18 protein-coding genes are annotated in these 26,178 nt (G+C 71.8%); 7 read left to right on the plus strand and 11 right to left on the minus strand.

Annotated elements, in window-relative coordinates; genetic code table 11:
* Nucleotides 1–8 precede the first annotated feature (8 nt).
* The 4 genes from ACXAHD_RS07135 to ACXAHD_RS07150 are packed head-to-tail and all read left to right on the plus strand — an operon-like array spanning nt 9 to nt 10,544.
* Complete coding sequence (locus ACXAHD_RS07135) at nt 9–260, plus strand: tautomerase family protein (protein ID WP_289212972.1); 252 nt, start codon at nt 9–11, stop codon at nt 258–260.
* Complete coding sequence (locus ACXAHD_RS07140; protein WP_475049291.1) at nt 257–7,063, plus strand: amino acid adenylation domain-containing protein; 6,807 nt, start codon at nt 257–259, stop codon at nt 7,061–7,063. Before ACXAHD_RS07135 ends, ACXAHD_RS07140 begins: the two co-directional genes overlap by 4 nt.
* A 23-nt stretch (nt 7,064–7,086) precedes the next feature.
* Nucleotides 7,087–8,820, plus strand: a complete 1,734-nt coding sequence (locus tag ACXAHD_RS07145) for an ABC transporter ATP-binding protein (RefSeq protein WP_475049294.1) — start codon at nt 7,087–7,089, stop codon at nt 8,818–8,820.
* The gene (locus tag ACXAHD_RS07150) at nt 8,817–10,544 is read left to right on the plus strand and encodes an ABC transporter ATP-binding protein (RefSeq protein ID WP_289212975.1); all 1,728 of its coding nucleotides are present in this window, start codon (nt 8,817–8,819) and stop codon (nt 10,542–10,544) included. The genes ACXAHD_RS07145 and ACXAHD_RS07150 overlap by 4 nt, the downstream gene beginning before the upstream one ends.
* A 149-nt stretch (nt 10,545–10,693) precedes the next feature.
* Here the strand turns inward: ACXAHD_RS07150 and rpsN are convergent, their stop codons facing one another.
* From rpsN to rpmB, 3 genes are read right to left on the minus strand one after another with little or no spacing between them, the layout of a single operon-like run.
* Complete coding sequence (gene rpsN / locus ACXAHD_RS07155) at nt 10,694–10,999, minus strand: 30S ribosomal protein S14 (RefSeq protein WP_289212976.1); 306 nt, start codon at nt 10,997–10,999, stop codon at nt 10,694–10,696.
* Nucleotides 10,999–11,166 (minus strand): 50S ribosomal protein L33, encoded by a 168-nt coding sequence (gene rpmG, locus ACXAHD_RS07160; RefSeq protein WP_289212977.1) that lies wholly within the window; start codon nt 11,164–11,166, stop codon nt 10,999–11,001. Before rpmG ends, rpsN begins: the two co-directional genes overlap by 1 nt.
* Nucleotides 11,166–11,399: a 50S ribosomal protein L28 gene (gene rpmB, locus ACXAHD_RS07165; protein WP_289212978.1), complete on the minus strand. Its 234-nt coding sequence runs from the start codon at nt 11,397–11,399 to the stop codon at nt 11,166–11,168. Before rpmB ends, rpmG begins: the two co-directional genes overlap by 1 nt.
* 44 nt (nt 11,400–11,443) lie before the next feature.
* Between rpmB and ACXAHD_RS07170 the strand changes: the two genes are divergently transcribed.
* Nucleotides 11,444–12,748: a CobW family GTP-binding protein gene (locus ACXAHD_RS07170; protein ID WP_475049299.1), complete on the plus strand. Its 1,305-nt coding sequence runs from the start codon at nt 11,444–11,446 to the stop codon at nt 12,746–12,748.
* A gap of 23 nt (nt 12,749–12,771) precedes the next feature.
* Here ACXAHD_RS07170 and ACXAHD_RS07175 read toward each other — a convergent pair whose 3' ends face one another.
* The 5 genes from ACXAHD_RS07175 to ACXAHD_RS07195 form a co-directional block, all read right to left on the minus strand.
* Nucleotides 12,772–14,283, minus strand: a complete 1,512-nt coding sequence (locus tag ACXAHD_RS07175) for an ABC transporter ATP-binding protein (RefSeq protein WP_475049302.1) — start codon at nt 14,281–14,283, stop codon at nt 12,772–12,774.
* Nucleotides 14,280–15,116, minus strand: a complete 837-nt coding sequence (locus ACXAHD_RS07180; protein ID WP_281555147.1) for an ABC transporter permease — start codon at nt 15,114–15,116, stop codon at nt 14,280–14,282. The genes ACXAHD_RS07175 and ACXAHD_RS07180 overlap by 4 nt, the downstream gene beginning before the upstream one ends.
* Nucleotides 15,113–16,075, minus strand: coding sequence for an ABC transporter permease (locus ACXAHD_RS07185; RefSeq protein ID WP_475049306.1), 963 nt, complete (start codon nt 16,073–16,075; stop codon nt 15,113–15,115). The genes ACXAHD_RS07180 and ACXAHD_RS07185 overlap by 4 nt, the downstream gene beginning before the upstream one ends.
* Nucleotides 16,072–17,655 carry an ABC transporter substrate-binding protein gene (locus ACXAHD_RS07190; RefSeq protein WP_475049309.1) on the minus strand — a complete coding sequence of 528 codons (1,584 nt, stop codon included), beginning with the start codon at nt 17,653–17,655 and terminating at the stop codon, nt 16,072–16,074. Before ACXAHD_RS07190 ends, ACXAHD_RS07185 begins: the two co-directional genes overlap by 4 nt.
* A gap of 83 nt (nt 17,656–17,738) precedes the next feature.
* Complete coding sequence (locus tag ACXAHD_RS07195) at nt 17,739–18,038, minus strand: ferredoxin (RefSeq protein WP_475049312.1); 300 nt, start codon at nt 18,036–18,038, stop codon at nt 17,739–17,741.
* 233 nt (nt 18,039–18,271) lie between these two features.
* On the opposite strand from ACXAHD_RS07195, the gene ACXAHD_RS07200 reads away from it, so the two are divergent.
* A complete protein-coding gene (locus ACXAHD_RS07200; RefSeq protein ID WP_475049315.1) occupies nt 18,272–21,532 on the plus strand; it encodes a choice-of-anchor M domain-containing protein in 3,261 nt (1,086 codons plus the stop codon).
* Between the two features lie 83 nt (nt 21,533–21,615).
* Here ACXAHD_RS07200 and ACXAHD_RS07205 read toward each other — a convergent pair whose 3' ends face one another.
* The 3 genes from ACXAHD_RS07205 to ACXAHD_RS07215 form a co-directional block, all read right to left on the minus strand.
* The gene (locus ACXAHD_RS07205) at nt 21,616–22,155 is read right to left on the minus strand and encodes a hypothetical protein (RefSeq protein ID WP_289212984.1); all 540 of its coding nucleotides are present in this window, start codon (nt 22,153–22,155) and stop codon (nt 21,616–21,618) included.
* Between the two features lie 233 nt (nt 22,156–22,388).
* Nucleotides 22,389–25,103, minus strand: coding sequence for a choice-of-anchor M domain-containing protein (locus ACXAHD_RS07210; RefSeq protein WP_475049317.1), 2,715 nt, complete (start codon nt 25,101–25,103; stop codon nt 22,389–22,391).
* On the minus strand, nt 24,995–25,795 hold the full coding sequence (locus tag ACXAHD_RS07215; protein WP_475049319.1) for a hypothetical protein: 801 nt from the start codon (nt 25,793–25,795) through the stop codon (nt 24,995–24,997). Before ACXAHD_RS07215 ends, ACXAHD_RS07210 begins: the two co-directional genes overlap by 109 nt.
* A gap of 38 nt (nt 25,796–25,833) precedes the next feature.
* Here ACXAHD_RS07215 and ACXAHD_RS07220 point away from each other — a divergent pair.
* On the plus strand, nt 25,834–26,178 hold a 345-nt coding region (locus tag ACXAHD_RS07220), incomplete at its 3' end, for a hypothetical protein (protein WP_475049321.1).

Raw genomic sequence — 26,178 nt, forward strand, 5'->3', positions numbered from 1 at the left:
GAGATCTCATGCCCTTCATCGACGTCCGCATCTTCGAGGAACGGCTCACCCCGGCCGTGCAGGAAGCGCTCGTCACCCGGCTGTCCGACGCCGTCGGCGAGGTACTCGGCGAGGACGCGCGGGCGCAGACCTGGGTGGTACTGACGGCCGCACCCGCCGACCGCTGGGGCATCGGCGGCGTACCGGCACAGCCGCCGGCACCAGTGACCGACCAGGACAACGGCCGTCGGCCGACGGACAGCGAAGGCCAGGCGCGATGACCATCTCGTCCCCGCACACCGCCGACCAGGCAGCCGCCGACGGGAGCACCACTTCAGCGGGTGTGCCGCCGTCGGACGTCGACCCGGTGCGGGCGGCGGTCGCCGCGGCCCTCAACGTCGAGTACGCCGAGCTGACCGCCGACGCGGACCTGTTCACGCTCGGACTGGACTCGCTCACCCTGATCCGGCTGGTCTCCGGGTGGCGCCGGGCCGGACACCCGGTCACCTTCGAGCAGCTGGCCGAGGCACCGACGCTGGCCGACTGGGCAGCCGCGCTCGCCGCCGCCCCGGCCGGGGACCGTACCGACACCCCGACCGGCAGCCCCGGTGGGGGCACCGACGACGCCGATGGCGGGCCGGGCACGACACCGACCGACGACGTCACCGGACCGGTCGACCCAACGGCACCCCTCGAACTGGCGACCATGCAGTACGCGTACTGGATCGGCCGGCAGGACAACCAGCCGTACGGCGGGGTCGCCGCCCACTTCTACGTCGAGTTCGACGGCCACGGCGTCGACCCGCAGGCCCTGAACCGTGCGCTGGCCGCGCTGTCGGCCCGCCACGGGATGCTGCGCGCCCGCTTCGACGACACCGGGCGGCAACGGATCGTCGCCGAGGGTGGACCGGCGTTGACCGTGCACGACCTGCGGACGCAGGCACCGCAGGAGGTGGAGCGGCGGTTGGCCGAGCTGCGGCAGCGGTACACCCACCAGCGGATGGACGTCGAACACGGCGAGGTCCTCGCCGTCGCGGTGAGTCTGCTGCCCGACGGTGCCACCCGGCTGCACGTCGACCTCGACATGCTGGTCGCGGACGCGCTGAGCATGCGGATCCTGCTGAACGACCTGCGCCGGCTGTACCAGCAGCCGGCGGAACCGCTGCCGGCGGTCACCTCGAGCTTCCCCGACTACCTGGCCGCGCACCGGCGGGCGGCGGCGACCGATCGGGACCGGGCCTGCGACTGGTGGCGGGACCGCCTCAACGACCTGCCCGGCGGCCCGCAGCTACCACTGCGTCCGGACGCCGGCCGGCCGGGTGCCGCCGTGCGCAGCGAACGGCTGCACCACTGGCTCGACCCGCAACGCAAACAGACGCTGCTGGAGCGGGCGGCCCGACACCAGGTGACGCCGGCGGCCGCGCTGGCGACCGCCTTCGCCGAGGTGCTCGGAGCGTTCAGCAACGACCGCCGGTTCCTGCTCAACCTTCCACTGTTCGCCCGGGAGCCATTGGTGTCCGGGGTGGACCTACTGGTCGGTGACTTCTCCAGCTCGGTGCTGCTCGGCGTCGACACCGGCGGGGTGCTGCCGTTCACGGACCGGGCCCGCCGGGTGCAGTCGGATCTGCACGCCGCCGTCGACCACGGCGCGTACGCCGGGGTGGAGGTACTGCGTGACCTGTCCCGCCAGACGGGGCAGCCGGTGCTCGCCCCGGTCGTCTACACCAGCGCGTTGGGCCTCGGTGAGATCTACGACACGGCATTGCAGGACACCTTCGGTGCGCCGTCGTGGATCATCTCGCAGGGCCCGCAGGTGTGGCTCGACGCCCAGGTCACCGAGCTCGACGGCGGACTGCTGCTGAACTGGGACGTGCGGCTCGACGTCCTGGCCGACGGGGTGGCGACGGCGGCCTTCGCCGCGTACCGGGAGCTGGTGGAGTCGCTGGTCGGCACCGACGATGCCTGGCTGCGCCCGGTGGGGTCGATGCTGCCGGCCGGGCAGGCGGCGGTCCGTGAGACGGTCAACGCGACAGTGGTCGACCGGCCGGCGCGCTGTCTGCACGACGGCTTCCTGCGGCAGGCCGCCGAACAGCCACTTCAGCCCGCCATCATCGACGACGCACGCACGGTCAGCTACGCCGAGCTGGCCGACGCCGCCGCGCGCGTCCACACGCTCCTCGCCGGGCACGGGGTGCGCCCCGGTGACCCGGTCGGCGTCACCCTGCCCAAGGGGACCGATCAGATCGTGGCGGTGCTCGGTGTGCTCGCCGCCGGGGCCTGCTACGTGCCGGTCGGCATCGACCAGCCGGCACACCGTCGGGCCCGGGTGCACACCCTCGGCGGGGTGCGGGTGGTGCTCACCGACCGGGACCACCGCGAGCGGGTGTCGGCCGCCGGGGCCCGACCGGTGCTGGTCGGCGACGCGGCGACGCGGGCACCGTCGCCGCCCACGCCGGTCGATCCGCAGTCACTCGGGTACGTGCTGTTCACCTCCGGATCCACAGGGGATCCGAAGGGGGTGGAGGTGACCCACGCGGCGGCGATGAACACCGTCGACGCGCTGAACGCCCGGCTCGACCTCGGCCCCGACGACCGGGTGCTGACCCTGTCGGGGCTGGAGTTCGACCTGTCGGTGTACGACGTCTTCGGCCTGCTCACCGTCGGCGGCGCCCTGGTGGTCGTCGGTGAGGACCAGCGGCGCGACGCTGCCAGCTGGTGGCGGCTGGTGACCCGGCACCGGGTCAGCGTGTGGAACACCGTACCGGCGCTGCTCGACATGCTGCTGGTCGCCGCCACGGACCGGCCAGCGGCCGACTCGGCGGACCCCCAGCCGGCGACGGCGCTGCGGGCCGTCCTGCTCGGCGGCGACGTGATCGGGCCTGACCTGCCGGGCCGGCTGCGGACCGTCGCCCCGGCCTGCCGGTTCCTCGCCCTCGGCGGCATGACGGAGGCGGCGATCCACTCCACCGTCTTCGAGGTGCCGCCCACCAGCCCGCAGGAGATGTCGATGCCCTGGGGGGTGCCGCTGGACAACGTGGTCTGCCGGGTGGCCGACGCCGACGACCGGGACCGGCCCGACTGGGTGACCGGTGAGCTGTGGGTCGGCGGCGCCAGCCTCGCCCGTGGCTACCGGGGCGACCCGCAGCGCACCGCCGACAGGTTCGTCACGTACGCCGGACGGCGCTGGTACCGCAGCGGTGACCTGGCCCGCTACCGGCCGGACGGCACCCTGGAATTCCTCGGCCGGGCCGACCACCAGGTCAAGATCCGGGGGCACCGAATCGAGCTCGGCGAGGTCGAGGCGGCGCTCGTCGCCCATCCGGCGATCGATCTGGCGGTCGCCGTGGTGACCGGCGAGGGTCCGGCCCGCCGGCTGGCCGCAGCCGTCACGATGTCGTCCGCCGGAACGGACGCCGGCCCGCCGGACGATCTGGACGGTTGGCTCGCCGACCGGCTGCCGGAGCACATGCGGTGTGACAGCGTCACGGTGTGGCCGCGACTGCCGTTGACCGGCAACGGCAAGGTGGACCGGTCCGCCGTACGGTCGGCGTTGACCGCCGACGCCGAGCTGCGGCGCGGCGGTGAGCGGCCGGCGCAGCCACCGCAGGGCGCGCTGGAGACGCTGGTCGCCGAGGTCTGGTCCGAACTGCTCGGCGTGGCCCGGGTGAGCCGGGACGATTCGTTCTTCGCCCTCGGTGGTGACTCGCTGCTCGCCACCGGCCTGCTGGTCCGGCTGCGCGGCAGCGGCGTGCGGGGGGCCCGGCTGGCCGCCCTGTTCGCCAACCCCCGGCTGGCGGACTTCGCCGCCGGTCTGACACTGGACGACGCCGCGTCCCGGCCCGGTACGCCGGCCGCCGACCCGAGCCAGATCGCCGAACCGGTGGTGGTCGCCGACCTGGCGCACCGGCACGAACCATTCCCGCCGACGGACGTGCAGCGCGCCTACTTCGTGGGCCGCGACCCCCGACTGCCGCTCGGCGGGGTCGGCACCTGGCAGTACATCGAGTTCGACGGGCTCGACGTCGACCTCGATCGGCTGCGACACGCCTGGCAACGGCTGGTCGACCGGCACGAGATGCTGCGGGCCGTGTTCGACGGCGACGGCAACCAGCGGATCCTGCCCGAGGTGCCGCCGGTCCGGATCGACCTGGTCGACCTGATCGACGCGGGCGACGCGGGCGACGCCGATCCGGCCACCGCGCTGGAGCAGCTCCGGACGATCCGGTCGCACCTGCTGACCGACCTGGCCCGCTGGCCGCTGTTCGACGTGGCGGCGGTGCGCTACCGCGAGGCCGGACAGGTCCGTACCAGGGTCGCGGTCGGACTCGACTACATCGTCTTCGACGCTCTGTCGATCATGACCCTCTACACCGAGCTCGACCTGCTCTATCGGCAGCCGGACGCCGACCTGCCGCCGATCGAGGTGTCGTTCCGCGACTACCTGCTGCAGGTCCGCCCGGATCCCGAGGTCGTCGAGCAGGACCAGCGGTACTGGACGCGACGCCTCGCCGGCCTTCCGCCCGCGCCGCAGTTGCCGACCACCCGCCACCCGGCCGAGGTGACCCGACCTCGGTTCACCCGCCGGCAGCACCACCTGGCACCGCAGGCGTGGGCGGCGGTCCGGGACCGGGCCCGCCGGCACGGGCTCACCCCGTCGACGGTGCTGCTCGCCGCGTACGCCGAGGTGCTCGGTGCCTGGAGCGGCCGGCGTGACCTGACCGTCACCCTGACGTTGTTCAACCGGCGCGACGCGCATCCGCACATCTACCGGGTACTCGGCGACTTCACCACCTTGTCGCTGGCCGACTACCGGCCGACCGTCGGCGGCACCTTCCTGGCCGACGCCACCGCGCTGCACCGGCGGATGGGTGAAGACCTGGACCACCGCGAGGTCAGCCCGTCCTGGCTGCTGCGGGAACTGGCCCGGGTCACCGGCAGCATGGAGGCGATGCCGGTCGTGTTCACCAGCGCGATCGGCGTCGGCGACGGGGTGTCCATGGACCGCTCGGAGCCGTTCCCGCAACCGGTCTGGGGCATCTCCCAGTCACCCCAGGTGTGTCTGGACAACCAGGTGCTGGAGTCGCACGACGGGTTGCTGGTGACCTGGGACAGCGTCGACGAGCTGTTCCTGCCCGGTGTACTGGACGCGATGTTCGAGGCCTACCTGGGCCTGCTCGACCATCTCGCTGGTGCCGACTGGGACACGCCGGTACCAGCGCTGCTGCCGACCGGGCAGCGGACGGTCCGGGAGCGGATCAACGCCACCGACGCGCCGATCCCCCGGCAGTCGCTGCACGGCCGCGCCTTCGCCGCCGCCCACTGCGCGCCGGAGCACCCGGCGCTCATCTGGCACGACAGCGGCGGCGGTCCGGCCACGATGACCTACACCGAGCTGGCCGAGCGGGCGCTGCGGATCGCCGGCGCGCTGGTCACCGCCGGGGTACGCCGTGGCGATCCGGTGGCGATCACTCTGCCGAAGGGCCCGGACCAGGTGGTGGCGGCCCTCGGCGTCCTCGCCGCCGGCGCGGTGTACGTACCGGTCGGGGTGGAGCAGCCCGCGCTGCGTCGCGAGCGGATCTACCGGGCCGCGGGCGTCACGGCGGTGATCACCGCCGACGACGCGGACACCGGCCCGGCTCCGGCGCTGTCGGTGGCGGTGGCGGCGGCGCTCGCGGCGACGCCGCTGGCCGCGCCGGTGCCGGTCGACCCGGACGATCCGGCGTACGTCATCTTCACCTCCGGGTCCACCGGCACCCCGAAGGGCGTCGAGGTCAGCCACGACGCGGCGGCGAACACCTGCACCGACATCAGCACCAGGTTCGGCGTCGGGCCGGACGACCGGGTACTCGCCCTGTCCGCGCTCGACTTCGATCTGTCGGTGTACGACATATTCGGTGTCCTCGGTGCCGGTGGCACGCTGGTGCTGCCGGCCGAGGACGAGCGACGCGACGCCCGCCGCTGGCTCGCGCTGGTCGCCACGCACGGCGTGACACTGTGGAACACAGTACCGACGTTGTTGGAGATGCTGCTGGTGGCGGCCGAACCCGACGGGCTTCCGGCGAGCCTGCGGCTGGCGCTGGTGTCCGGCGACTGGGTCGGCCTGGACCTGCCCGGCCGGCTGACCGCCGCGACCGCCGGACGCGCCGGTGGGGCGTGCCGGCTGATCGCGCTCGGCGGTGCCACGGAGGCGTCGATCTGGTCAAACGCGTTCGAGGTGGCCGAGGTGCCCGACCACTGGCGGTCGGTGCCGTACGGGTTCCCGCTGGCCAACCAGGCGTACCGGGTGGTCGACGACGCGGGACGGGACCGGCCGGACTGGGTGTCCGGCGAATTGTGGATCGGCGGCCGTGGGGTGGCCCGTGGCTACCGGGGTGATCCCGCACGGACCACGGAGAAGTTCGTCACCGACCGGTCGGGCCGCTGGTACCGCACCGGCGACCTGGGTCGCTACTGGCCGGACGGCACCCTGGAGTTCCTGGGTCGCGTCGACCACCAGGTCAAGGTGGGCGGTCACCGGCTGGAGCTCGGCGAGATCGAGGCCGCCATGGAGGCACACCCGGACACCGGCCGGGCCGTCGTGGTGGTCACCGGCGGGCGTGCCGCCCGTCGGCTGCACGGGTTCGTCGAGGCCGGCGACGGATCGTCGGACATGACGGCCGCGCTGCGCCGCTTCCTCGGCGAACGGCTACCCCGGTACGCGATCCCGGCCCGGATCACCGTCGTCGACGCGCTGCCGCTGACCGGCAACGGCAAGGTGGACCGGTCCGCCCTCAGCGAGCTGGCGGCGGCGACCGAGGACGATCCGCAGGCACGGCCACCGTCCGGCGACACCGAGACGGCGGTCGCGCAGCTCTGGCAGGAGCTGCTGGGTGTGCCGGTGGCCGACCGGGAGGCGAACTTCTTCACGCTGGGTGGGGACAGTGTCAGCGCGCTGCGGATGCTCACCTCGATACGGCAGCGGTACGGCGTCGAGGTGCCGGTCCGACGGTTCCTGGCGGCGGCGACGGTGGCCGAGGTGGCAGCGGCCGTCGCGGCGGAGACCCACGACGCTAATGAAAACGAGTACGATTTCGGACTACTATGACCGACACCGACAGACCCCGACCGTTGGCAACGGTTCTCGGCCCGGTCCGCGCCCCCCTGGCCCTCGCGATGGTCCTACAGGCACTGGCCAGCGCCGCCGGCGTCGGCGTGCTCATCGCGATGGCGCGGGTCGGCGACCGGTTGCTGGGCCCCGCCCCGCCCGACACGGTGTGGCCGGTGGCCCTGGCCGGCGCGGGCGCGGCGGTGGCCGCCGTCCTGCTCGCCACGGCCGCCACCGTCGTCACCCACCTCGCCGACAGCCGGCTGCAGTTGCGGCTGCGGCGCGCCCTGGCCGACCGGCTCAGCCGGATGCCACTGACCTGGTTCACCCAGCAGGGCTCCGGCCGGGTGAAGAAGGTCGTGCACGACGACGTACAGACCATGCACTACCTGGTGGCGCACACCGTGCTCGACGTGACCGCCGTGGTCGTGACACCGCTGGTCGCGGTGGCCTACCTGACCGGCGTCGCCTGGTGGCTCGCCCTGGTCAGCCTGCTGCCGCTGGCCGCCGGGCTCGGCCTGTTCCGCCGGGCGATGGCCGGAGCGGGACCGAAGATGGCGGCATACGGTCAGGCCGCCCAAGAGATCAACAGCGCGGCGGTGGAGTTCGTCGACGGCATCGCCGTGCTGAAGACCTTCGGCCAGACCGGCGTCGCGCACCGACGGTTCCGGCAGGCCGCCGAGGCGTTCAGCGACTTCTTCGCCCGCTGGGCCGCCGGCACCACCGGGATCACCACCGCGTCACAGCTGGTGGTCACCGCACCGGTCGTCCTGCTGATCGTGCTCGGCATCGGCGTACCCGCCGCAGTCGTCGGGCAGCTCACGCCGTCGGCGCTGGTGGCGTTCGTGCTGCTGGCACCGGCGGTGGCCGCGCCGGCAGCCGGCATCGGCGGCCGAGTGCAGGCGCTGCGGACCGGCCTCGGTGCGGCGGCCGAGGTCGCCGCCCTCATCCGGCACCCCGACGACCGGGGCGGCGGCGGTACCGGCCGCCCGGACGGCACGTCGGTCCGGTTGACCGGGGTCAGCTTCTCCTACGACGGCACACGCCCAGTGCTCGACGGCGTCGATCTGGAACTCGCCCCGGGCACCGTCACCGCGCTGGTCGGGCCCTCCGGGGCCGGCAAGTCGACGGTGGCCCGGCTGATCGCCGGCTTCCACCGGCCGACCGCCGGCCAGGTCAGTGTCGGCGGGGTCGCCATCGAGGAGCTGGACCCGGCGGCGCTGCACCAGACCATCGGGTTCGTCCTGCAGGACGTGATCCTGCTGCGGGCCAGCGTCGCGGAGAACATCGCCCTGGCCCGCCCGGACGCCGGCCCCGACGAGATCGAAGCCGCCGCGCGGGCCGCGCAGATCCACGAACGGATCGTCGCCGAGCCGACCGGCTACGAGGCCGTCGTCGGCGTCGACGTCTCCTTCTCCGGCGGTGAGGCGCAACGAATCTCCATCGCCCGGGCGCTGCTCGCCGACCCGCCGGTGCTGGTACTCGACGAGGCGACCGCCTACGCCGACCCGCACGCCGAGTCCGCGATCCAGCGGGCGTTGTCCGCCCTGGCCGCCGGCCGCACCCTGCTGGTCATCGCGCACCGGCTGGCCAGCGTCCGCGCCGCCGACCAGATCGTCGTCCTCGACCAGGGACGGGTCGTCGAGCAGGGCACCCATCCCCAACTGCTCGCCCGTGACGGGCGGTACGCCCGGATGTGGCAGGCCCAGGAACCCCAGCGGCCGGCGACGGCCAGTATCGCCCAGGAGTCGGCATGATCCGCGACCTGTCCGCCGCACTCGGCCCTGCCCAGGCCGGACCGCTGCGGCGCCTGCTCGTCCTGCTGGTCGCGGCGGCCACCGCCCAGGGCGTCGCGTACGCCATGCTGGTGCCGCTGGTCCGAGGGGCGCTCGGCGAGCGGCCAGCGGCGGCGCTGCCCTGGCTGGCCGCTTTCGGCGTCGCGGTCGTCTGCTACGCGATGCTGACCTGGTCGGGGCAGTACCTCGGCTTCGCCACCGGACAGTCGGTGGCCCGGGTGCTGCACCAGCGGCTCGGCGAAAAGATCGCCCAACTACCGCTGGGCTGGTTCAGCCCGGCCCGCACCGGCGAGGTCAGTCGGCTGGCGAGCCAGAGCGTACTGCAGCTGATGAACGTGCCCGCGCACCTGATGCGGCCGATCGTGACCGCTGCGGTGACACCGTTGGTGGTGGTGCTGGCGCTGCTGGTCGTCGAGCCGCGACTCGGGATCGCCGTGGCCGTGGCCGCCCCGCTGCTGCTGCTCATCCTGCGATGGAGCAACCGGGCGGTGGCCCGTGCCGACGCCGACCGGCACCGGGTGATGGACGACGCGGCGGCCCGGATCGTCGAGTTCGCTCAGGCGCAGCCGCTGCTGCGGGCGTACGGGCGGACCGCCCGCGAGCACCGGCTGCTCGACGACGCCCTGCTGGCGCAGCGCCGCGTGGACCGGGCTCTGCTGGGCCGCGCCGTCGTCGGGCTGGTCTCCTTCGGATTCGCCGTCCGGGTCCTGCTCGGCACCGTACTGCTGCTCGGGGTGCACCTGGCGATCGGCGGCGCGCTCGACGCCGCGACGCTGACCGCCGTGCTGGTGTTGACGGTCCGCTTCACCGAGCCGCTGGCCACGGCCGCCGAACTCGGCGCGTCGCTGCGGATGGCGGCGGGGCACCTCGCCGGGGTGAACCGGGTGCTGGAGGCCGCGACGCTGCCCGAGCCGCGTCAGCCCCGGCGGCCGGACGGTGGCGAGGTCGTCTTCGACGACGTGCGGTTCGGCTACGACGGGCGGCCGGTGCTGCGCGGGGTGAGCTTCACGTTGCCGCAGCGGAGCATGACCGCGCTGGTCGGGCCGTCCGGCGCCGGCAAGACGACGGTGGCCCGCCTGCTGGCCCGGTTCTGGGACGTCGACAGCGGGGCGGTAAGCGTCGGCGGGGTCGACGTACGGGACATCACCCCGGCGGACCTGGCGTCGCGGGTGTCGTTCGTCTTCCAGGACGTGTACCTGTTCGACGGCACCCTCGCCGACAACGTCCGGCTCGGCCGACCGGAGGCCGACGACGACGAGGTACGCGAGGCCGTCGACCGGGCCGGTCTCGCCGACGTCGTCGCCGACCTGCCGGCCGGGCTGGACACCCCGGTCGGTGAGGGAGGTACGGCGTTGTCCGGCGGGCAGCGCCAGCGGGTGTCGATCGCCCGGGCGCTGCTCAAGGACGCGCCGATCGTCGTGCTCGACGAGGCGACCGCCTCCCTGGACGCCGAGGCCGACGCGGCGGTGCAGACCGCGGTGGCCGCGCTGGCCAGCCGGGCGACTCTGCTGGTCATCGCCCATCGGCTGCAGACCGTGCAGGCCGCGGACCAGATCCTGGTGCTGTCCGCCGGGCGGATCGTCGACCGGGGCACCCACGACGCACTCGTCGACCGGGACGGCCTGTACGCCTCGTTCTGGCGTGAGCGGGTCGAGACGCAGGGCTGGCGCCTCGTCGACCGTTAGGTTGACCGGTCCGCCAGGTGCGCCACCGGCAGCGCGACAACCAACAGCTCGACAAACCGGCGGCCGCCACGGGGGTGGCCGCCGGTTGTGGTGCCGGGTGTCACTCGTACCGGGCGGGCCGGTAACTTGTCCGGACAGTACCGGACGTTCTACCAGGACGCTTTGCGGATGCCGGGCAGTTCACCGCGGAGCGCCATCTCACGGAAGCGCACCCGTGACAGGCCGAACCGGCGCAGTACGCCACGGGGCCGACCGTCGATCGCGTCGCGGGTCCGGCGCCGGACCCTACTGGAGTCGCGGGGCAGTGCGGCGAGGTCGCGGACCGCATCGGCCCGTTGGTCGGGGTCCGTGCCGGGTGCCGAGATCAGTTTCTTGAGGGCGGCCCGCTGGTCGGCGTGGCGGGCGACCAGGGTCGCCCGCCGGTTCTCCCGCTCGACCAGGCTGCGGCGGGCCATCAGCGCTCCTCCCGGAACTCGACGTGTCGCCGGACAATCGGATCGTACTTGCGCAGCACCAGCCGGTCGGGGTCGTTGCGGCGGTTCTTGCGGGTGACGTAGGTGTACCCGGTGCCGGCGGTGCTGCGCAGCTTGATCACGGGCCGGATCTCGGTGCTACGAGCCATCAGATCTTCACTCCCCGGGCACGCAGGCGGGCGACGACGGCGTCAATGCCGTCGCGGTCGATGATCCGCAGGCCGGTGGTACTCACGTTGAGACGGATGGCTCGCCCGTCGGCGAGCCGGAACCGGCGGCGCTGAACGTTGGGGTTCCACCGACGACGGGTGCGGCGGTGGGAGTGGGACACCGCGTTGCCGAAGCTCGGCCTGGCACCGGTGACATCACAGATGTTCGACATGGCGACCACTTTACAACGACATTCATTTCCAACAAGATGGCGGGGTGAGTACCAACCCCACCGCCACCGCTTCCGCACCGGACCTCGACCAGCGTCCCGCCGTCACAGTCCTCACCAGTTTCTCCGAGGCGGCCGCCGCCGTCGTCGCGCGGCAGCTGCTGAGCGCCGACAAGCGACTGCTCGTGGTCTGCCACGACATCAGCGCGATTCGTTCCGGGCGGGTGCGCCGCACCGTACGCGGCGCCGAGGGGCTGATCGAGGACACCGCCGTGGAACTCGTACACGGCTGTGTGTCGTGCACGCTGCGCGAGGACATCCTGCCGACCCTGACCCGGCTGGCCGGCCAGCATCCGGCACACGGGATCGTGCTGGTGCTGCCCACCGTGGTCGAACCTGAGGCGGTCGCGGCCGCGTGCGCGCACTGCCTGGTCGACGGAGCGCCGGTGACCGACGTGGTGCGGTTCGACTCGTACGTCACGGTAGTCGACGCCGCGTCCCTGCTCGACGATCTGACCAGCACCGATGACCTGCGTGACCGGCAGTTGCACGCCGCTGACGACGACCACCGGGCCGTCGCCGAGGTGGTGGTCCGCCAAATCGAGTACGCCGACACGGTGGTCTCGTGGGAACGCTCCGGTGACCCCTTCGAGCAGGCGCGGCTGTCCGCTCTGCTTTACCGGCTCGCGCCCTGGGCCCGGCACCTAGAGATCGGCGCCAAGCACGACACGGGGCCACAAGACACCGGACAGCACGGCGATCTGGCGGCCGCGTTGCTGCGCACCGACCGGCACGACCCGGCCGCGCCAGGCCCGCTCGGTCGCGCCCTGGAAGGCTTCCCGATCGCCGTGCACGCTCCCGACAGCGACTGCGGCGTGGTGTCGCTGCTGTTCGAGACCCGCCGCCCGTTCCACCCCCAGCGGCTGCACGACGCGTTGGAGGACCTCACCGAGGATCTGCTCCGGGGGCGGGGGCAGTTGTGGATCGCCAGCCAGCCCGACGCCGTGGTGGGCTTCGAGTTCGCCGGTGGCGGCGTCGCGATGGGCAGCCTCGGCTACTGGCTGGCGGCACTGCCGGCGGACCGGTGGGGCGAGGCCAGCGACTACCGTCGCATCGCCGCCGACCTGAGCTGGGATCCCTACTACGGTGACCGCCGCACGGCGCTGGCGTTCGTCGGCCTGCGAGTCGACGCGACGGCGCTCACCGACCTGTTGACCGCGTGCCTGCTCACCGACGACGAGATCGCCGACGGGTTCGACCGCTGGCGCGACCTGCCGGACCCGTTCGCCGGCTGCTTTCCGCTCGACGACGACACCGCACCGGCGCACTCCACGCCGGCCGAACCGTCATGAGTTCAGGCCCGGCCGATTCCTCGTCACCGGCCGCCCGCCGCATCGAGCAGGGCCCGGGTGACCTCATGCCGCGGTGAGCTGAGCACCGCCAGGGTCGGGCCGGACTCCACCGCCGTGCCGGCGTCGAGCACGACGACCGCGTCGGACCACCCGGCCACGGCGGCCAGGTCATGGGTGATCAGCACTACCGCGAGCCCCAGGTCACGACGCAGCTCGGCGAGCAGCCCCAGCACCGTACCGGCCGTCGCGACGTCGAGCGCGGACGTCACCTCGTCGCAGATCAGCACGCGGGGCCGGCAGGCCAGCGCCCGCGCGAGGTTGACCCGTTGACGCTCCCCACCGGACAGTGTGCCCGGTCGCCGATCGGCGACGCCGGCCGGCAGATGCACCCGGTTCAGCAACTCGCCCGCCGCCGCAAGGGCCGCTCGCGGGTCGAGGCCACGCAACTGCCGCAGCGGACGCAGCAGGGCGTGGCCGACGGTCTCCCGGGGGTTCAGCGCGCCCGCGCTGTCCTGGGCCACCAGCTGCAGGTCACGTCGCTGGGCGGGACTGCGTCGCCGGGTGGTCGCCGGCAGCGGCGCACCGTCGAGCAGGACGGCTCCGTCATAGGGGTGCAACCCGACCAGACATCGCGCGAGCGTCGACTTGCCGGCACCCGAGGGGCCGACGACAGCGAGGCAACCCCCAGCAGCGACGTCGAGATCCACCTGGGCGAGCGCCGTACGCCGGCCGTGCCGGGTGCCCAACCCCCGGACCGCGAGCACCGGGTCGGCCGACCCGGTGGCGGGGCCGGGCCCGGCCGGTGCCGGCGCGGCCAGGACCCGGCCGGGCGGTCCGGTGACCGCCGGGCGGCCCCCGTCCAGGACGACCACCTCGTCGCTGACCGCCCGGACCAGGTCCGGGTCATGGCTGATCAGCAAGGTGGCCCGGTGCCCGGTCAACGATCTGATCAGCTCCTGTACACCACGGGCCAGCACCGGGTCGAGGCCGGCGGTCGGCTCGTCGAGGACAAGCAGGTCCGGGTCGGCCGCGAGGGCGATGGCGAACGCGACACGCTGCGCCTGACCGCCGGAGATCTGATGCGGGTACCGGCGCAGGAAGTCTCGGTCGGCGGGCAGCCGTACGGCTTCCAGCAGGTGCGCCACCGTCGCACCACCCTGGGTCTCGCCGCGCCGTGCGGCGTCGGCGACGGCCTCGCCGAGCTGGCTGGCGAGCCGGCGGGACGGATTCAACGTGGCGGCGGCGTCCTGTGGCAGGTAGGCGACATGTCGATGGCGGACCGCCGCGGCACCGGCCGAGGTGAACGGATCGTATCGGGCGACCCGGACGGCGCCGGCCCGCAGCGCCAGTCCGGGCCGGACGTGTCCCAGCAGCGTCAGCGCCGTCGTGCTCTTGCCGGATCCGGAACGTCCCATCATCGCCACCACCTGGCCGGCCGCTATCCGTAGCCGCACCCCGTCCACGATGGGCGGCCCACCCGCAGCCGGGCCGACGACGAGGCCGTCGATCGTCGCGAGCTGCCGATCGGCGCTCACCGGTCCGCCCACCGGGCGGCGAGGTCGTCGGCGAGCAGGTTCACCGACACGGTGAAGAGCACCAGCAGCAGCGCCGGAAGCAGCACCGGCCAGACCGTCAGGTTGATCCCGGCCGCGTTCTCACTGACCATCCGGCCCCAGTTCGGGGTGGGCGGACCCGCGCCGAGGCCCAGGAAACCGGCGGTGGCGGTAAGGTGCACGGCGGCAGAGAACCGGATGCCGGCCTCGGCGAGCATGGTGCCGACGATGTTCGGGACGAGGTCGTACCGGATGATCCGCCACCGGCTGTCCCCCCGCGCCCGCGCGGTGTCGACGAACCCACGCACCGCGACCTGCCAGGTCGCCGCACGCAGGACCCGCACCGAGAACGGCAGGCTGACCAGCGCCACCCCGACGAGGACCGCGCTGTCGCTGCCCGGAAAGCCGGCCGCCAGCACCAGCAGCACCAGCAGCCCGGGCACGACCGCGACGACGTCCACCACCCGGACGACCAGTTCGCCGGTCCGTCGGTCGATCAGTCCGGCGAACACGCCGAGCAGCGCCCCGCACAGGCTGGCGAGAGCGGTCGCGCCAATAGCGAGGAGTACCACGGCACGACCGCCGTGCAGCAGGCGACTCAGCACGTCGCGACCGACCGCGTCGGTGCCGGCCGGGTACGCCCCGGTAGGGGCCTCGAAGGGCAGTCCCACCGGTGCTGTCGGTGACCTGCTGCCCAGCAGTGGGCCGGCCAGCGCGACGAGCACGACGCCGACGGCTGCGAAGCCGGCGAGCAGCAGGGTCACCCGGGAGTGGGCGACCCGCCCGACCGCCATCGCCGGCGCGGTATTGGTCATGACCGCCCCCGTGACGCGGGATTCAGCGCGAGTTGGGCGAGGTCACCGAGCAGCAGCAGGACCAGCGCGGTGGCGCAGGTCGCCAGGGCCAGCCCCTGCACCATCGGCACGTCCCGGTTGGCCACCGCCTGCTGAAGCTCGTAGCCGATCCCTGGGTAGTTGAACAAGGTCTCGACGACCACCGCGCCACCGATCAGACCGGCGAACATGACCGCGGTCACCTGTACGGCGGGTGCCACTGCGTTCGGCAGCACGTGTCGCACGGCGAGCCGGAAACCGGTCACCCCCCGCAGCCGGGCCGCTTCGACGTACGGTGCCGAAGCAATCTCCGCGACCGAGGCCCGCAGCAGCCGTGCGGCGGCGGCGAGCGCCGCGACCGCCAGCGCCGCGACCGGAAGCACCAGGATTCGGGGCTCGTCCCACGGCCGACCGCCGAGCGGCACCAGGGAAACCTCGGGTAGCAGACCGAGGCCGGCGGCGAACACCGCCACCAGCAACGCCGCGACGAGGAACTCGGGGACACCGACCGCGACCAGGGTCGCGGTGCTGAGCAGCCGGTCCGTACGCCGGCCGGCCCGCATACCGGCGACCAGGCCGACCGCGACGGCCAGCGGCACCGCGAGCGCCATCGCCAGGGTGGTCAGCAACAGGCTGTTCGGCAGCCGGTCAACCAGCACCTCGGTCACCTCGCGGCGGCCGACGTACCCGGTGCCCAGGTCGCCGCGCAGGGCGGCAGTCGCCCAATCGACGTACCGCTGCACCGGATCCACGTCGAGGCCGAGCTCCCGGCGGAGCTCTTCCCGATCGGTCGTGGTCGCGTCGGCACCGGCGACGACGCCGACCGCGTCGCCCGGCAGCACCTCGGTCACGGTGAAGATCAACACCGACAGGACGGCGAGGACCAGGACCGCAGCGGCGGTACGCCGGGCGACCAGCGCGGCGACCCGGAGCAGACTCACGCCAGGTATGCCTGCTCGAAGCTGCTGAACGGTTCGTCGCGCACGCCGTACACGGCGGTGGTGTGCCCGTTGATCGACGGCGCGAAGACAGGGATCACCTGGTTGCCTTCCTCCCAGATCAGCTGCTGTGCCTGCACCGCCGCCGCGCGGCGCTGGTCGGCGTCCGTGGCCCCACGTGCCTGGCTGACAAGCTCGTCGATATCCGGCCGGTCGAATCCGAAGGTGGACGGCGAGCCGGCGGTTCGGGTCGCCGCGTAGCTGGACAGCGGCGGCACCGGCGGGGTGTAGCTGGCCGCGAACGGCAACTGGGTGTACGCGGCGAAGTCGGAGAACAGTTGTCCCGGCGGGCGCTGGTCGAGGGTGGCGTCGATGCCGACCGCCTTGAGGTTCTCGACCACCACCGTCGCGGTCTCGGCCATCCCGGCCACCTCGGGCGCGGTGGTGACGGCGACCTTGACCGTACCGACCCCGGCCTCGGAGAGCAGCGCCTTCGCCCGGTCGGGGTCGTACGGCCGCTGTTCGATCTCTTCGGCGTAGTCGGTGAAGCCGAGGGAGGGCAGGTCGTTGCCGACGAAAGCACGACCGAAGAAGACGTTACGCACGATCGCTTCGCGGTCGATCGCGTACTTGACCGCCTGCCGGACCCGGACGTCGGCGAACGGGGTGAAGGACAGATTGAGCCCGAAGGACAGCGACGTCGCGTACGGCAGGTCGGAGACGGCCACCGCGAACCGTTCGTCCTCCCCCACCGTCCGGGCGGCAACCGGCCCGATGTCGCTGACGAAGTCGACCTGTCCGCCGGTCAGCGCGTTGACCCGGGCGGCGGCGTCCGGGATGGTCCGCAGTTCGAGCCCGTCCAGGTACGGCCCGCCGCCGAGGGCGAGGCCGTAGTAGTCGTCGTGCCGGGCGAAGGCGGCGCCCTGACCAGGCTCGAACTCGACCAGCTTGAACGGCCCGCAGGTCGGCATGTCCGGGGTGAACTCGGTGGTGCCGTCCTTGAAGACCAGGCTGCTCTGACAGAGCACGAGCCGGCCGTCGGCGATCGGACGCAGCGTCGGCAGCACGAGGGTCAGGTCGTCGTCAACGCTCGCGGCGGCCAGGTCGAAGTTCTGCGACGGCGGCTTGAGGAACGGCAGCGAACCGAGGGTGACCGGGGCGTTGAGCGAATAGAGCACGTCGCGGGCGGTCAGAGTGGTTCCGTCGGTGAAGGTGACTCCGGGGCGGACCTTCACGGTGTACGTGCTCAGATCGTCGCTGATGTCGATGCGCTCCAGCACGCCGTAGCGGACGCCGTGCTCCGCTGTCGGATCGAGCACCCCGAGTGCGCCGTGCATACTGCGGGCCCGGACGTAGTCCAGACCCGTCGGCCCGAAGAGGTAGTTGAGCGTTTCAGCCGCGCCGCCGCCAACGAACGCGGCCCGCAGGGTCCCACCGGACCTGGGTGCGGGTGTGCCGGACGCCGTTGCGGCGGGGGCAGTGTCGTCGTTGGAGCAGGCCGCGAGGATGGGCGCGCCTGCGACGGCGGCCAGGGACATCGCACCGGCCCGCAACAGCGTACGTCGTTCGAATCTATGCGCCAAGGGATGCTCCTCGGTATGGGGTCGAGCACAGTAGTCGCGGGGGACCCCCGCAGACGACAGCATCACCGAGATGAAAACCATTGTCAACTTGGGGCGACAGCCTCCCACCGCAGGGCACCCGACGGACAGAGCGCGACCACCTCCCGCAGTCCGTCGCGACCCGGGACGTCACCCCCGCCGCCCAACCACACCACGACCCCGGTACGCGGATCCTGATCGAAGAGGTCGGGCACGAGGCGGGCACAGTGACCCGCCCCCACACACAGCCGTTGATCGACGACGATGCCCGTCACGCCCGTACCTCCATCCGCCACCGGCTCCTGCCGAGTGCCGCGCCCACCGGCCGGCGCTCCGAGCCCCACCCGGCCGGCCTCCAACCACACTGGAGCCGACCACGGCGAGAGCGCGACCCCCAGCAGAAAATGATTCTCATTCTAACAACGCCGGGCGGTCGCCGGAACCGGCGGTCACGACCCCGATCCGCAGGCACCCAGTACGCCGGTCGTCGCCCGGCTGAACCACCGACCCGCCAGACCTGCACAGTGACCTGCCCCTCCAGCTCCTATCGAGAACGGTTTTCATTTGCTACGGTCTGCGGCTGGAGGAGGAACTGATCATGACCGCGACACACTTACCCTTCCGTCCACGCCGCCTACCCAACCGGCTGACAGCCGGCGCCGTCGCCACGGCGGTAGCCGCCACTGCAGCCGCCTTCCTACTACCTACGAACCAGGCATCGGCGACCGCCGGCCCGGCACCCGAGCCGCACGAGTACCGCGTGCTCCAGGACATCCACACCGACGCCGTCTCGACGTTCCTCGACGACGACGCCCTGGTCCTGGGCACCAGGGCAGACGTGCCGGAGGGCAACGGGACCCGCTTCGCCCCCGACGAGGTCTGGTTCCACATCGACGACGACTCGGCGCAGACGTTGCCCACCGGCTTCGAGTTCATCGCCGCTGCAGGCACCGACGTGTGGATCGCCCCCGAGTCCAACCCCGGCGGCGGCCAGCTGTGGCCCGGTTTCTCGACCGAGTCGGTGCCGTCGGGCGCGATCGACGGCGACCAGACGAAGTTCACGCTGAGCGGCTTCACCGGCCCCGGCGATCTCGAACTGTTCAGGACGGGATCGTTCGGTACCCCGACCCGGCTGTGGTCCTCCGACGAGGATCACAAGGAGTTCACCGTAGGCCGTACCCACATGCACGCCAACTGGGCGTTCACGGCTCCGGGGACCTACCGGCTCACCGTCACCGCCACCGTCACCGTCGACGACGCACCGATGACCGACACCGCCACCTACACCTTTGTGGTCGGCGGCCTGCCCAGCGCCGTCGCCACCACCACAACGGTCGAGGCGTCGGCCACCGAACTCGCGATCGGCGACCCCGTCACCCTGACCGGCACAGTGACGCCTGCGGACCTCGACGGCTACCTGGAGTTCCGCAGCGACGGCACGGTGCTCGGGCACACCGCCGTCGAGGCCGGACAGGCCACTCTGGCGGTGACGGATCTGGCGCTCGGCACACACTCCCTCACCGCCTCGTTCGTGCCGGCGGTCGGCAACGTCGCCGGCACGTCGACGTCCACGCCGATCACCGTGACGGTCACCGACGAGTCCGGCGGCGAGTTTGGCATCGAGGGTATCGCCGAGTCGTACCAACCCGGCGACACGCTCCGGGCGCACGTGGTCGGGGCCACTCTCGCCGAGGGCGAGCAGTTCCGATGGAGCATCCGCCCGATCGGTTCGACCAGCAGCGCCTGGTCCTTCAACGGCACCGGCGGCGAAGCCGCACAGGGGGTCGTCGAGCAGCAGGTCGACGCGGGGTACGACGGGTACGAACTACGGGTACGCATCCGCGCTGACGGCATCTACACCGCCAGCTCCGACTGGGTGCCGATCACGGTCGACGTCACCGGCGAACCGCTGGCCGCAGGCTTCGTCCCGAGCGGCCCGGCGTACCTCGGCGACGAGGTCGTCATCGAGACGACCGGCCAGGCGCTCGCCGATGGCGAGAGCCTACGCCTCGTGCAGCGGTGGGGCTCCCCATGGTTCCCGGTGCCCAACGCCACTCAGGTTGACGCCACCACCCTGCGGGTGCTGCCGGCGTACTACGACGACAGCGGCGAATGGGCGGTACAGGTCGTCCGTGACGGCGTGGCCGTCACCCAGTCCACACCGTTTCCGGTCGACATCCGCAGGCGGGAGGTACTGGTCGAAGGTATCCAGGGCGTCTACCGGGTCGGCCAGACCCTGCGGGCGACCGCCACGGTGTACCCCGAGAAGGACGGTCTGATCTACCGCTGGATCCTGCTCGACCTCGAGACCCATGAGAGCACTGTCGTCCAGGAAGGAACGGACGCCGCAGCGAAGTCGCTGGAACTGCCGATCACCCTCGACCACGACAACCACCGCTTGACGCTGGCTGCGGTCTGGGATTTCGGGACGTTTGAGACGTACACCGGTCAGCAGGCCAGCAAGCTCAACGTGTCGGACGCCGACCCGTCCACCCAGCTGTTCTTCTTCAACGGCCTCAGCGGTCACTACCACCAGGGCGGCCCGATCAACCTCCAGCTGATCGCCGACCCGCCGCTGGCCGAGGACGACACAGTCAACTGGCAGTGGGCGTGGCCCGGCAGCGACCAGTGGCTTGCCGTACCCGCAACCTCCGGGTTGACCCACTCCATCGTCGCCGAGCAGGCGCTCGACGGGGTACAGGTCCGGGCGACCCTGACCTTCGGCGGCGGAGCGGAGCCGATGACCGCTGAGCCCGTGACGATCCACGTCGACGACCACGGTGCCCCACCTAGCCAGCAGGTCAACGTCGCCGGCGACACGGCGTACCGCGTCGGCGAGGTCGCCAGCCTGACCGCCGAGGTGTCACCCGAGACGGTTCTCACCGGCTACCAGTGGTTCGACAAGCCGGCGGGTGCCGCAGAAGCGACGCCCATCCCCGGCGCGACCGGCAAGGAGTACACCTTCACCACCGCCGCAGCCGACAACGGGCGCGAGCTCAGCGTCGCGGTCGTCCTGCCCACCGGGCAGCTCGCGTACGGCCCGTCAGAACCGGCGACATTGGAGGTACGGGACACCGGCCCGCCGTTGACCGAGCTTCGCGTCGCAGGGCTTGCGGACCGCTACCGCCCCGGCGATATGGTGACGTTGACCGCGGTGCAGGAGCCGGCGACCGAGTTCGACCACTACCAGTGGTTCACCCGGACCTCCACCGACACGCAGTGGACGGCTGTGCCGGACACCGCCACGGCGGCGTACCGCTTCACCGCGACCACCGAACACGACGGGATCGAGATCATCGCCCGGTTGTACGATGAGGCCCACCTTGTCGTCGCGGAGTCGGTACCGGTCGTCCTTGCCGTCCCCGACCCAGGCGGCGAACCCGGTGCAGCCAGCCAGGAGATCATCGCAGCGGTGCCCGAGGGCACTCTGGTGATCGGCGTCGGCCCGGACGACCAGGTGGTCATGAGCGAGTTCGCGCTCAGCGCTACGGCCGACCGTTGGGTCTCGACCGGCCAGCTACGGCCGGTCCGGGTCACCGACACCCGCGCCGCCGCGCCCGGATGGACCGCCTCCGGCCAGGTGAGTGACTTCACCTCCGGAACGGAGACCCTGTCCGGTGCGTTCCTCGGTTGGACCCCGCAGATCGTGTCGCGACCCGGCACCGCTACGGTGACCGCCGGTGCGTCTGTGGCACCCGGCTTCCCGTCCGGCCAAGGGCTGCTCGACAGCAGCCCGCTCGCGGTCGGTGCCGCCGGCGCGCGTGGGACGAGCGAACTCGGCGCCGGTCTGCGTATCGAGGCACCTACCACGCAGGCACCCGGCACCTACTCCGCCACCATCACCTTCACCGCGATCTGACGCCGCGCATCGACCGGCCGATTCCAGTGCCCACCCGGTGGACGGGACGGGATCCGGGTCGCCCGAGCGTGGTCAGGCATTACTCAGGACCGCGTGGCTCGAACCACCCCGAGCTGTCCGATCTCGGTGGCAAACCCGGCCGCCGACAGATCGTCGATCAGTTGCTCCTGTGACAGGACCTGCCAGGCGTACTCGGCGGCAACGTCGCGGACCGGCTGATCCTGATCGTCCAGCACCCGATAGCGCATTCGCCAGATGACCTGGTCAGGTCCAGCTGGACGGGCGGATCCACTGCCCTGATATCGGAACCGGCCAACGCGCACGGTGGTGAACTCGAACTCGGGGACAGGCACTGCCGCATCCGGCGGCTGCAGGTTGACCACCAGCGGGGCACCGGCACGCAGTCGGGCAGCCAGGCGCTGCCAGAGCGCGCGGCGGTCGACCGGCTGCGGGTGGCCGATCATGTTGAGCACCAGTGCCGCGCTGATCGTTCTCGGCAGGGTGGCCCGCTCGGCGGTCGCGGCAACGACAGTCGTCCGGGCGGCGAGATCCGGGCGTCGACGATGCGGGAGTACAGAGCCGCGCGCTGCACCGGCGACGGCTCGATCGCGATGATCTCGCATGACGGTACGGTCTCGGCCGGAACCTGGACGCCGCGGCCGCTTCCCGCGCCCAGGTCGACAGCAGGTGCGTCGGACCGGACACCGGCGAGCGCCTGCCGGACCGGTGTCCGCAGCGTCTGCCAGGCATCAACGCTCAGCAGGTCGAGGAATTCGCCAGGTTCCTGGTACTGATCGAGCAACGAACTCTCCATTCCGCGACTGCCGACCAGAGCGGTCGGAACGCAACGGTGCCATCACGAACCGGCGCAGTCGCCGGGGTCGACGCCGGTCGGGTCGGCCTCACCGACGACGACCGCCAGAGTGAATGCGTCCGACAGCGGGACGCCGTCGGCCCGACTGCCGGCGCGTTCGAACGCGAGGCAGTAGCTGCCCTGCGCCGTGAACATCCAGTTGCCGTGCGCGTAGGTGCCCGCGCCGATCCGGGTCGAATCCGGCAGCCCGGTGGCGGAACCGAAAACGCGTACCGGCGCTCCGAACGGCCCGGTCTGGTAGACGAACACGTCACCGGGTCCGTCGACGGCCGTCAACGACCAGGACAGTCCGCCCCCGGCCAGGTCGGCCGGACGAATGGCCTGCGCAGACCAGCTCAGCCACAGCAGGCCGGGTCGTTCGGCCTGCGACAGGCCCCAGACGGGACTGCTCACCGGGCCGATGAAGCCGTAATCCGCACTTGGCGCTGCCGTCTGCGACTCCGGAAGGAGTTGGAGTACCACGTCGGAAGGCTCATGCCAGAAAGCCCCGTCGCTGTCCGGAGAATGGAAAATCCCCTCGATCGTCAGGTCCCGCTCCATGGTGCGCGGCCCGCCATCGTCGAGCATCGAGGCGATGTCCACGTATCCCCGGTTGAGGATGACCGCGCCGGATGCCGTGCGGGACCAGTTCGGGACGTCCCAGGGATCGTCGACCGGGTCCGGGTCGTCCCCGGGTAGCAGGTCCACGCATCCCTGCGGGTCGACGCCGCTAGGGTCGGCCTCGCCGACGACGACCGCCAGGGTGAAGGCGTCCGACAGCCGTGCGCCGTCGGCCCGGCTGCCGGTGCGTTCGAACGCGAGGCAGTAGCTGCCCGGCGCCGTGAACGTCCAGTTGGCGTGCACGTGCGAGCCGGCGTCGGTCCTGGTGGTGTCCGGCAGCCCGGTGGCGGACTCGAAGATGTGCACCGGTGCGCCGGACGGGCCGATCTGGTGGACGAAGACGTCACCCGGCCCACGGGCGGCGGTGAGTGTCCAGTTCAGCCCGCCGCCGGCCAGCTCGGTCGGCTGGATGGTCTGCGCAGACCACCCTGGCCAGAGCAGACCTGGTTGTTCGGTCTGCGACAGGCTCCAGATCCGGCTCCCGACCGGTCCAATGAAGGAGTACGCCTCACTCGGCACGGTCGTCGCAGACCCCGGAAGGAGTTGGAAGACGACGTCCGACATCTCATGCCAGTACGCCCCGCCGCCGACGGGTGCGTGGGACAGGCCTTCGGTCGTAGTGTCCATCACCCGGGTACGCAGTCCGCCGTCGTCCAACGTCGAAGCGATGTCGACGTGTCCGCTGTTGAGGATGACCGCGCCGGATACCGTGCGGGACCAGTTCGGAACGTTCCAAGGATCGTCAACCGGGTCGGGCTCGCCACCGGGGACGGGCACCTCCTCCGGCCGCGTCGGTCGTCCACCGTCCACGCAGGTCCTCGTCAACGTCTCGGCGTCGTGGGTGAAGAAGGCACCCGGATAGGTTCCGTCAGGGTTGGCCCGGACCGTGGGGTCGAGCGGGCCGTCAACGACGAACGTGAGCGTCCTGCGGTCCACCGCCTCATGACCTTCGGGCAGGTCGGCCGCCCATTCCAGGGTCAGGCAGTACTTCCCCGGTCGGCTGAAGGACCACCGGACGGCGCTGATCGTCTCGCCACCGCCCGCACCCGTCCACAGCCGGTGGGGCTCGGTCGGGCCGATCGCGGTGTTGAACACGAACGGCCCGCTCTGGGTAAGGCAATAGAACAACGCCACGTCACCCGGTCCGGCCACCGAGTGCAGCGACCATCGCAGGTCGCCGTGGAGTTGCTCGGGCCGGATCCCGGTGGCGTCCCAGTGGATCACCTGCATGGAGTTGCCGTACACGCCGGTGTCGAAGCCGGGCACGTTGCCGGTGCCGGCCCGGAACAACGCCGCCAGGCGGTGGAAGATCACGCTTTCCGGGTCGTGGGGTGCGCCAGGCGCGGCCAGCGTCGGGTCGAGGACCGAGAGCTGGGTATCCAGATCTCCGTCGGAGATCGTGCTCACCAGGGAGGACGCGGCCGCGCCGAGCACGAACGGCGCCGACACCGGGTCCGGTGCTGGTGCAGCGGCGGCGCGCTCGGGGTAGTCCTGTGTCCGTCCGCACGGTGTGACAGTGGACGCGTCGGTGCCGTCCCCGACCGCGAGGGTGAGCTGCTCCGCGTCGGAGACGCGCCGCCCGTCCCCGGTTTGCGCTTCGATGGTCATCGCGACGCAGTAGACGCCGGGCCGGGTGATCGACCAGTTGAAGTGGGCGTGGGTGTGCAGCGGGACCCACCGCGCCGCTGGTAGGCCGAGTTTCGTGCTGAACATCGGCAGATCGATGCGTTCCATACCGAAACCGCCCCGCTGGGGGTACCCCTCCCATAGAACGACGTCGCCGGGGGCGGGCTGGTCGCCCGGCCCGGTGACGGCGTCGACCCGCCACAACACCCTGTCCTGTCCCAACCCGGCCAGCGTCGGTGACTCGGTACTCAGTCCGGCCCACGGCGCCCCGGCCAACCGGCCCAGCGGCAGGTTCCAGTACGACGTGGCAGGCGGGACGATGAAGGACCAGTCGTCACCGGCTGCGTACCCCATGGGGGTTATCAGTTTGACGGGATTCGGCACGGCGATGACCAGATCGTCGTACTCGATCCACTCGGTCCGGGATTCACCGGGCACGTCGTACCTGGCCCGCAATGACAGCGCGTCCACTCCGTCGACCGAGTCGATCCGCGCCGCGACCGCGTCGATGTGACCGCCCGGACGAGCCAGTCGGCGACTGACGGGTCTCCCGGGTCCGTCGGGTCCGTCGGGTCCGTCGGATCGGTCGGATCGGTCGGGTCACCGGGGTCGGTGTGGCCGGGGGTGTCACCGCAGTGGGCATCGGACGCGATGTCGTCGCCGACCGCCACCCGCAGCCGCACCGAGGCGTTCGCGGTCGCGCCATCCGACAGTGGTGCGCTCGTCGTCACCGTCAGGCAGTACATCCCGACCGCTGAGAAGCGGAAGCGGTCGTTGATCGTCGTACGGGGTGCCAGCTCGATTGGGGTCGACCCCTGCGGCGTGCCGTCGCGCTGGACCCCGGTGCCGAATCGGACGCCGGCCGGCGCGTTCGGTTCCGGGGACAGGAACGGTAGATCGGGAAGCTGATAGAAGGCGACGTCGCCCGGCCCGCTCACCTGCGAAAAGGCAAAGGAGATACGACCGCCGTCGGCGAGTAGATCGTCGTGATAGTCGTAGCCCGCGACTCCCCGGGTGGACAGTGACAGCTTGACCGCCGACGACCCGGTCAGCCAGCCCTCGGTCGCGTAGCCCGGCGATCCCGCCGCGCCCAGCCAGGCGTACGCCTCGGCGTCGGGCACCGGGTAGGCCGCGTGCGCCGGCAGCCGGAACCCAAGTACCACCCGTGACCTCGGTGATCTCGCCATGGTCAACGAGACCGATGACCATCCCACCGCCCTCGACCGGATACGAGGTGAACTCGTACTCGCCTGAGGAACTCTCTTCCGGCACCGTCGCGGCGGCCGACGCCGGAGTGGACAACAGTGTGGTCATGACAGCGACCACCGTCATGACCACGTACGTCGGCCTCGGCTTGCGCCGATACCGTTCAGCAGGCTTCACGGGTTTCCCTTCGAGGCAGGCGATCCTGTTCCACTCAGGGGGCCGGGGGGGGGGGGGGGGGGGGGGGGGGGGGGGAAGAAAAAGGGGGGGGGAGAAAAAAAACAAAGCAACAAACCACCACCGAGACAGCAAGGAAGACACAAAGAAGAAAAAGAAAAAAGCA

It is taken from the genome of Micromonospora sp. ABR4_055, from assembly GCF_056160425.1.

What these genes read in the sequence shown, in the direction of transcription:
- ACXAHD_RS07135 (WP_289212972.1), top strand. Translation starts at nt 9, where the DNA reads ATGCCCTTCATCGACGTCCGCATCTTCGAGGAACGGCTCACCCCGGCC.
- ACXAHD_RS07140 (WP_475049291.1), top strand. Translation starts at nt 257, where the DNA reads ATGACCATCTCGTCCCCGCACACCGCCGACCAGGCAGCCGCCGACGGG.
- ACXAHD_RS07150 (WP_289212975.1), top strand. Translation starts at nt 8,817, where the DNA reads ATGATCCGCGACCTGTCCGCCGCACTCGGCCCTGCCCAGGCCGGACCG.
- rpsN (WP_289212976.1), bottom strand. Translation starts at nt 10,999, where the DNA reads ATGGCCCGCCGCAGCCTGGTCGAGCGGGAGAACCGGCGGGCGACCCTG.
- rpmG (WP_289212977.1), bottom strand. Translation starts at nt 11,166, where the DNA reads ATGGCTCGTAGCACCGAGATCCGGCCCGTGATCAAGCTGCGCAGCACC.
- rpmB (WP_289212978.1), bottom strand. Translation starts at nt 11,399, where the DNA reads ATGTCGAACATCTGTGATGTCACCGGTGCCAGGCCGAGCTTCGGCAAC.
- ACXAHD_RS07180 (WP_281555147.1), bottom strand. Translation starts at nt 15,116, where the DNA reads ATGACCAATACCGCGCCGGCGATGGCGGTCGGGCGGGTCGCCCACTCC.
- ACXAHD_RS07200 (WP_475049315.1), top strand. Translation starts at nt 18,272, where the DNA reads ATGACCGCGACACACTTACCCTTCCGTCCACGCCGCCTACCCAACCGG.
- ACXAHD_RS07205 (WP_289212984.1), bottom strand. Translation starts at nt 22,155, where the DNA reads ATGCGAGATCATCGCGATCGAGCCGTCGCCGGTGCAGCGCGCGGCTCT.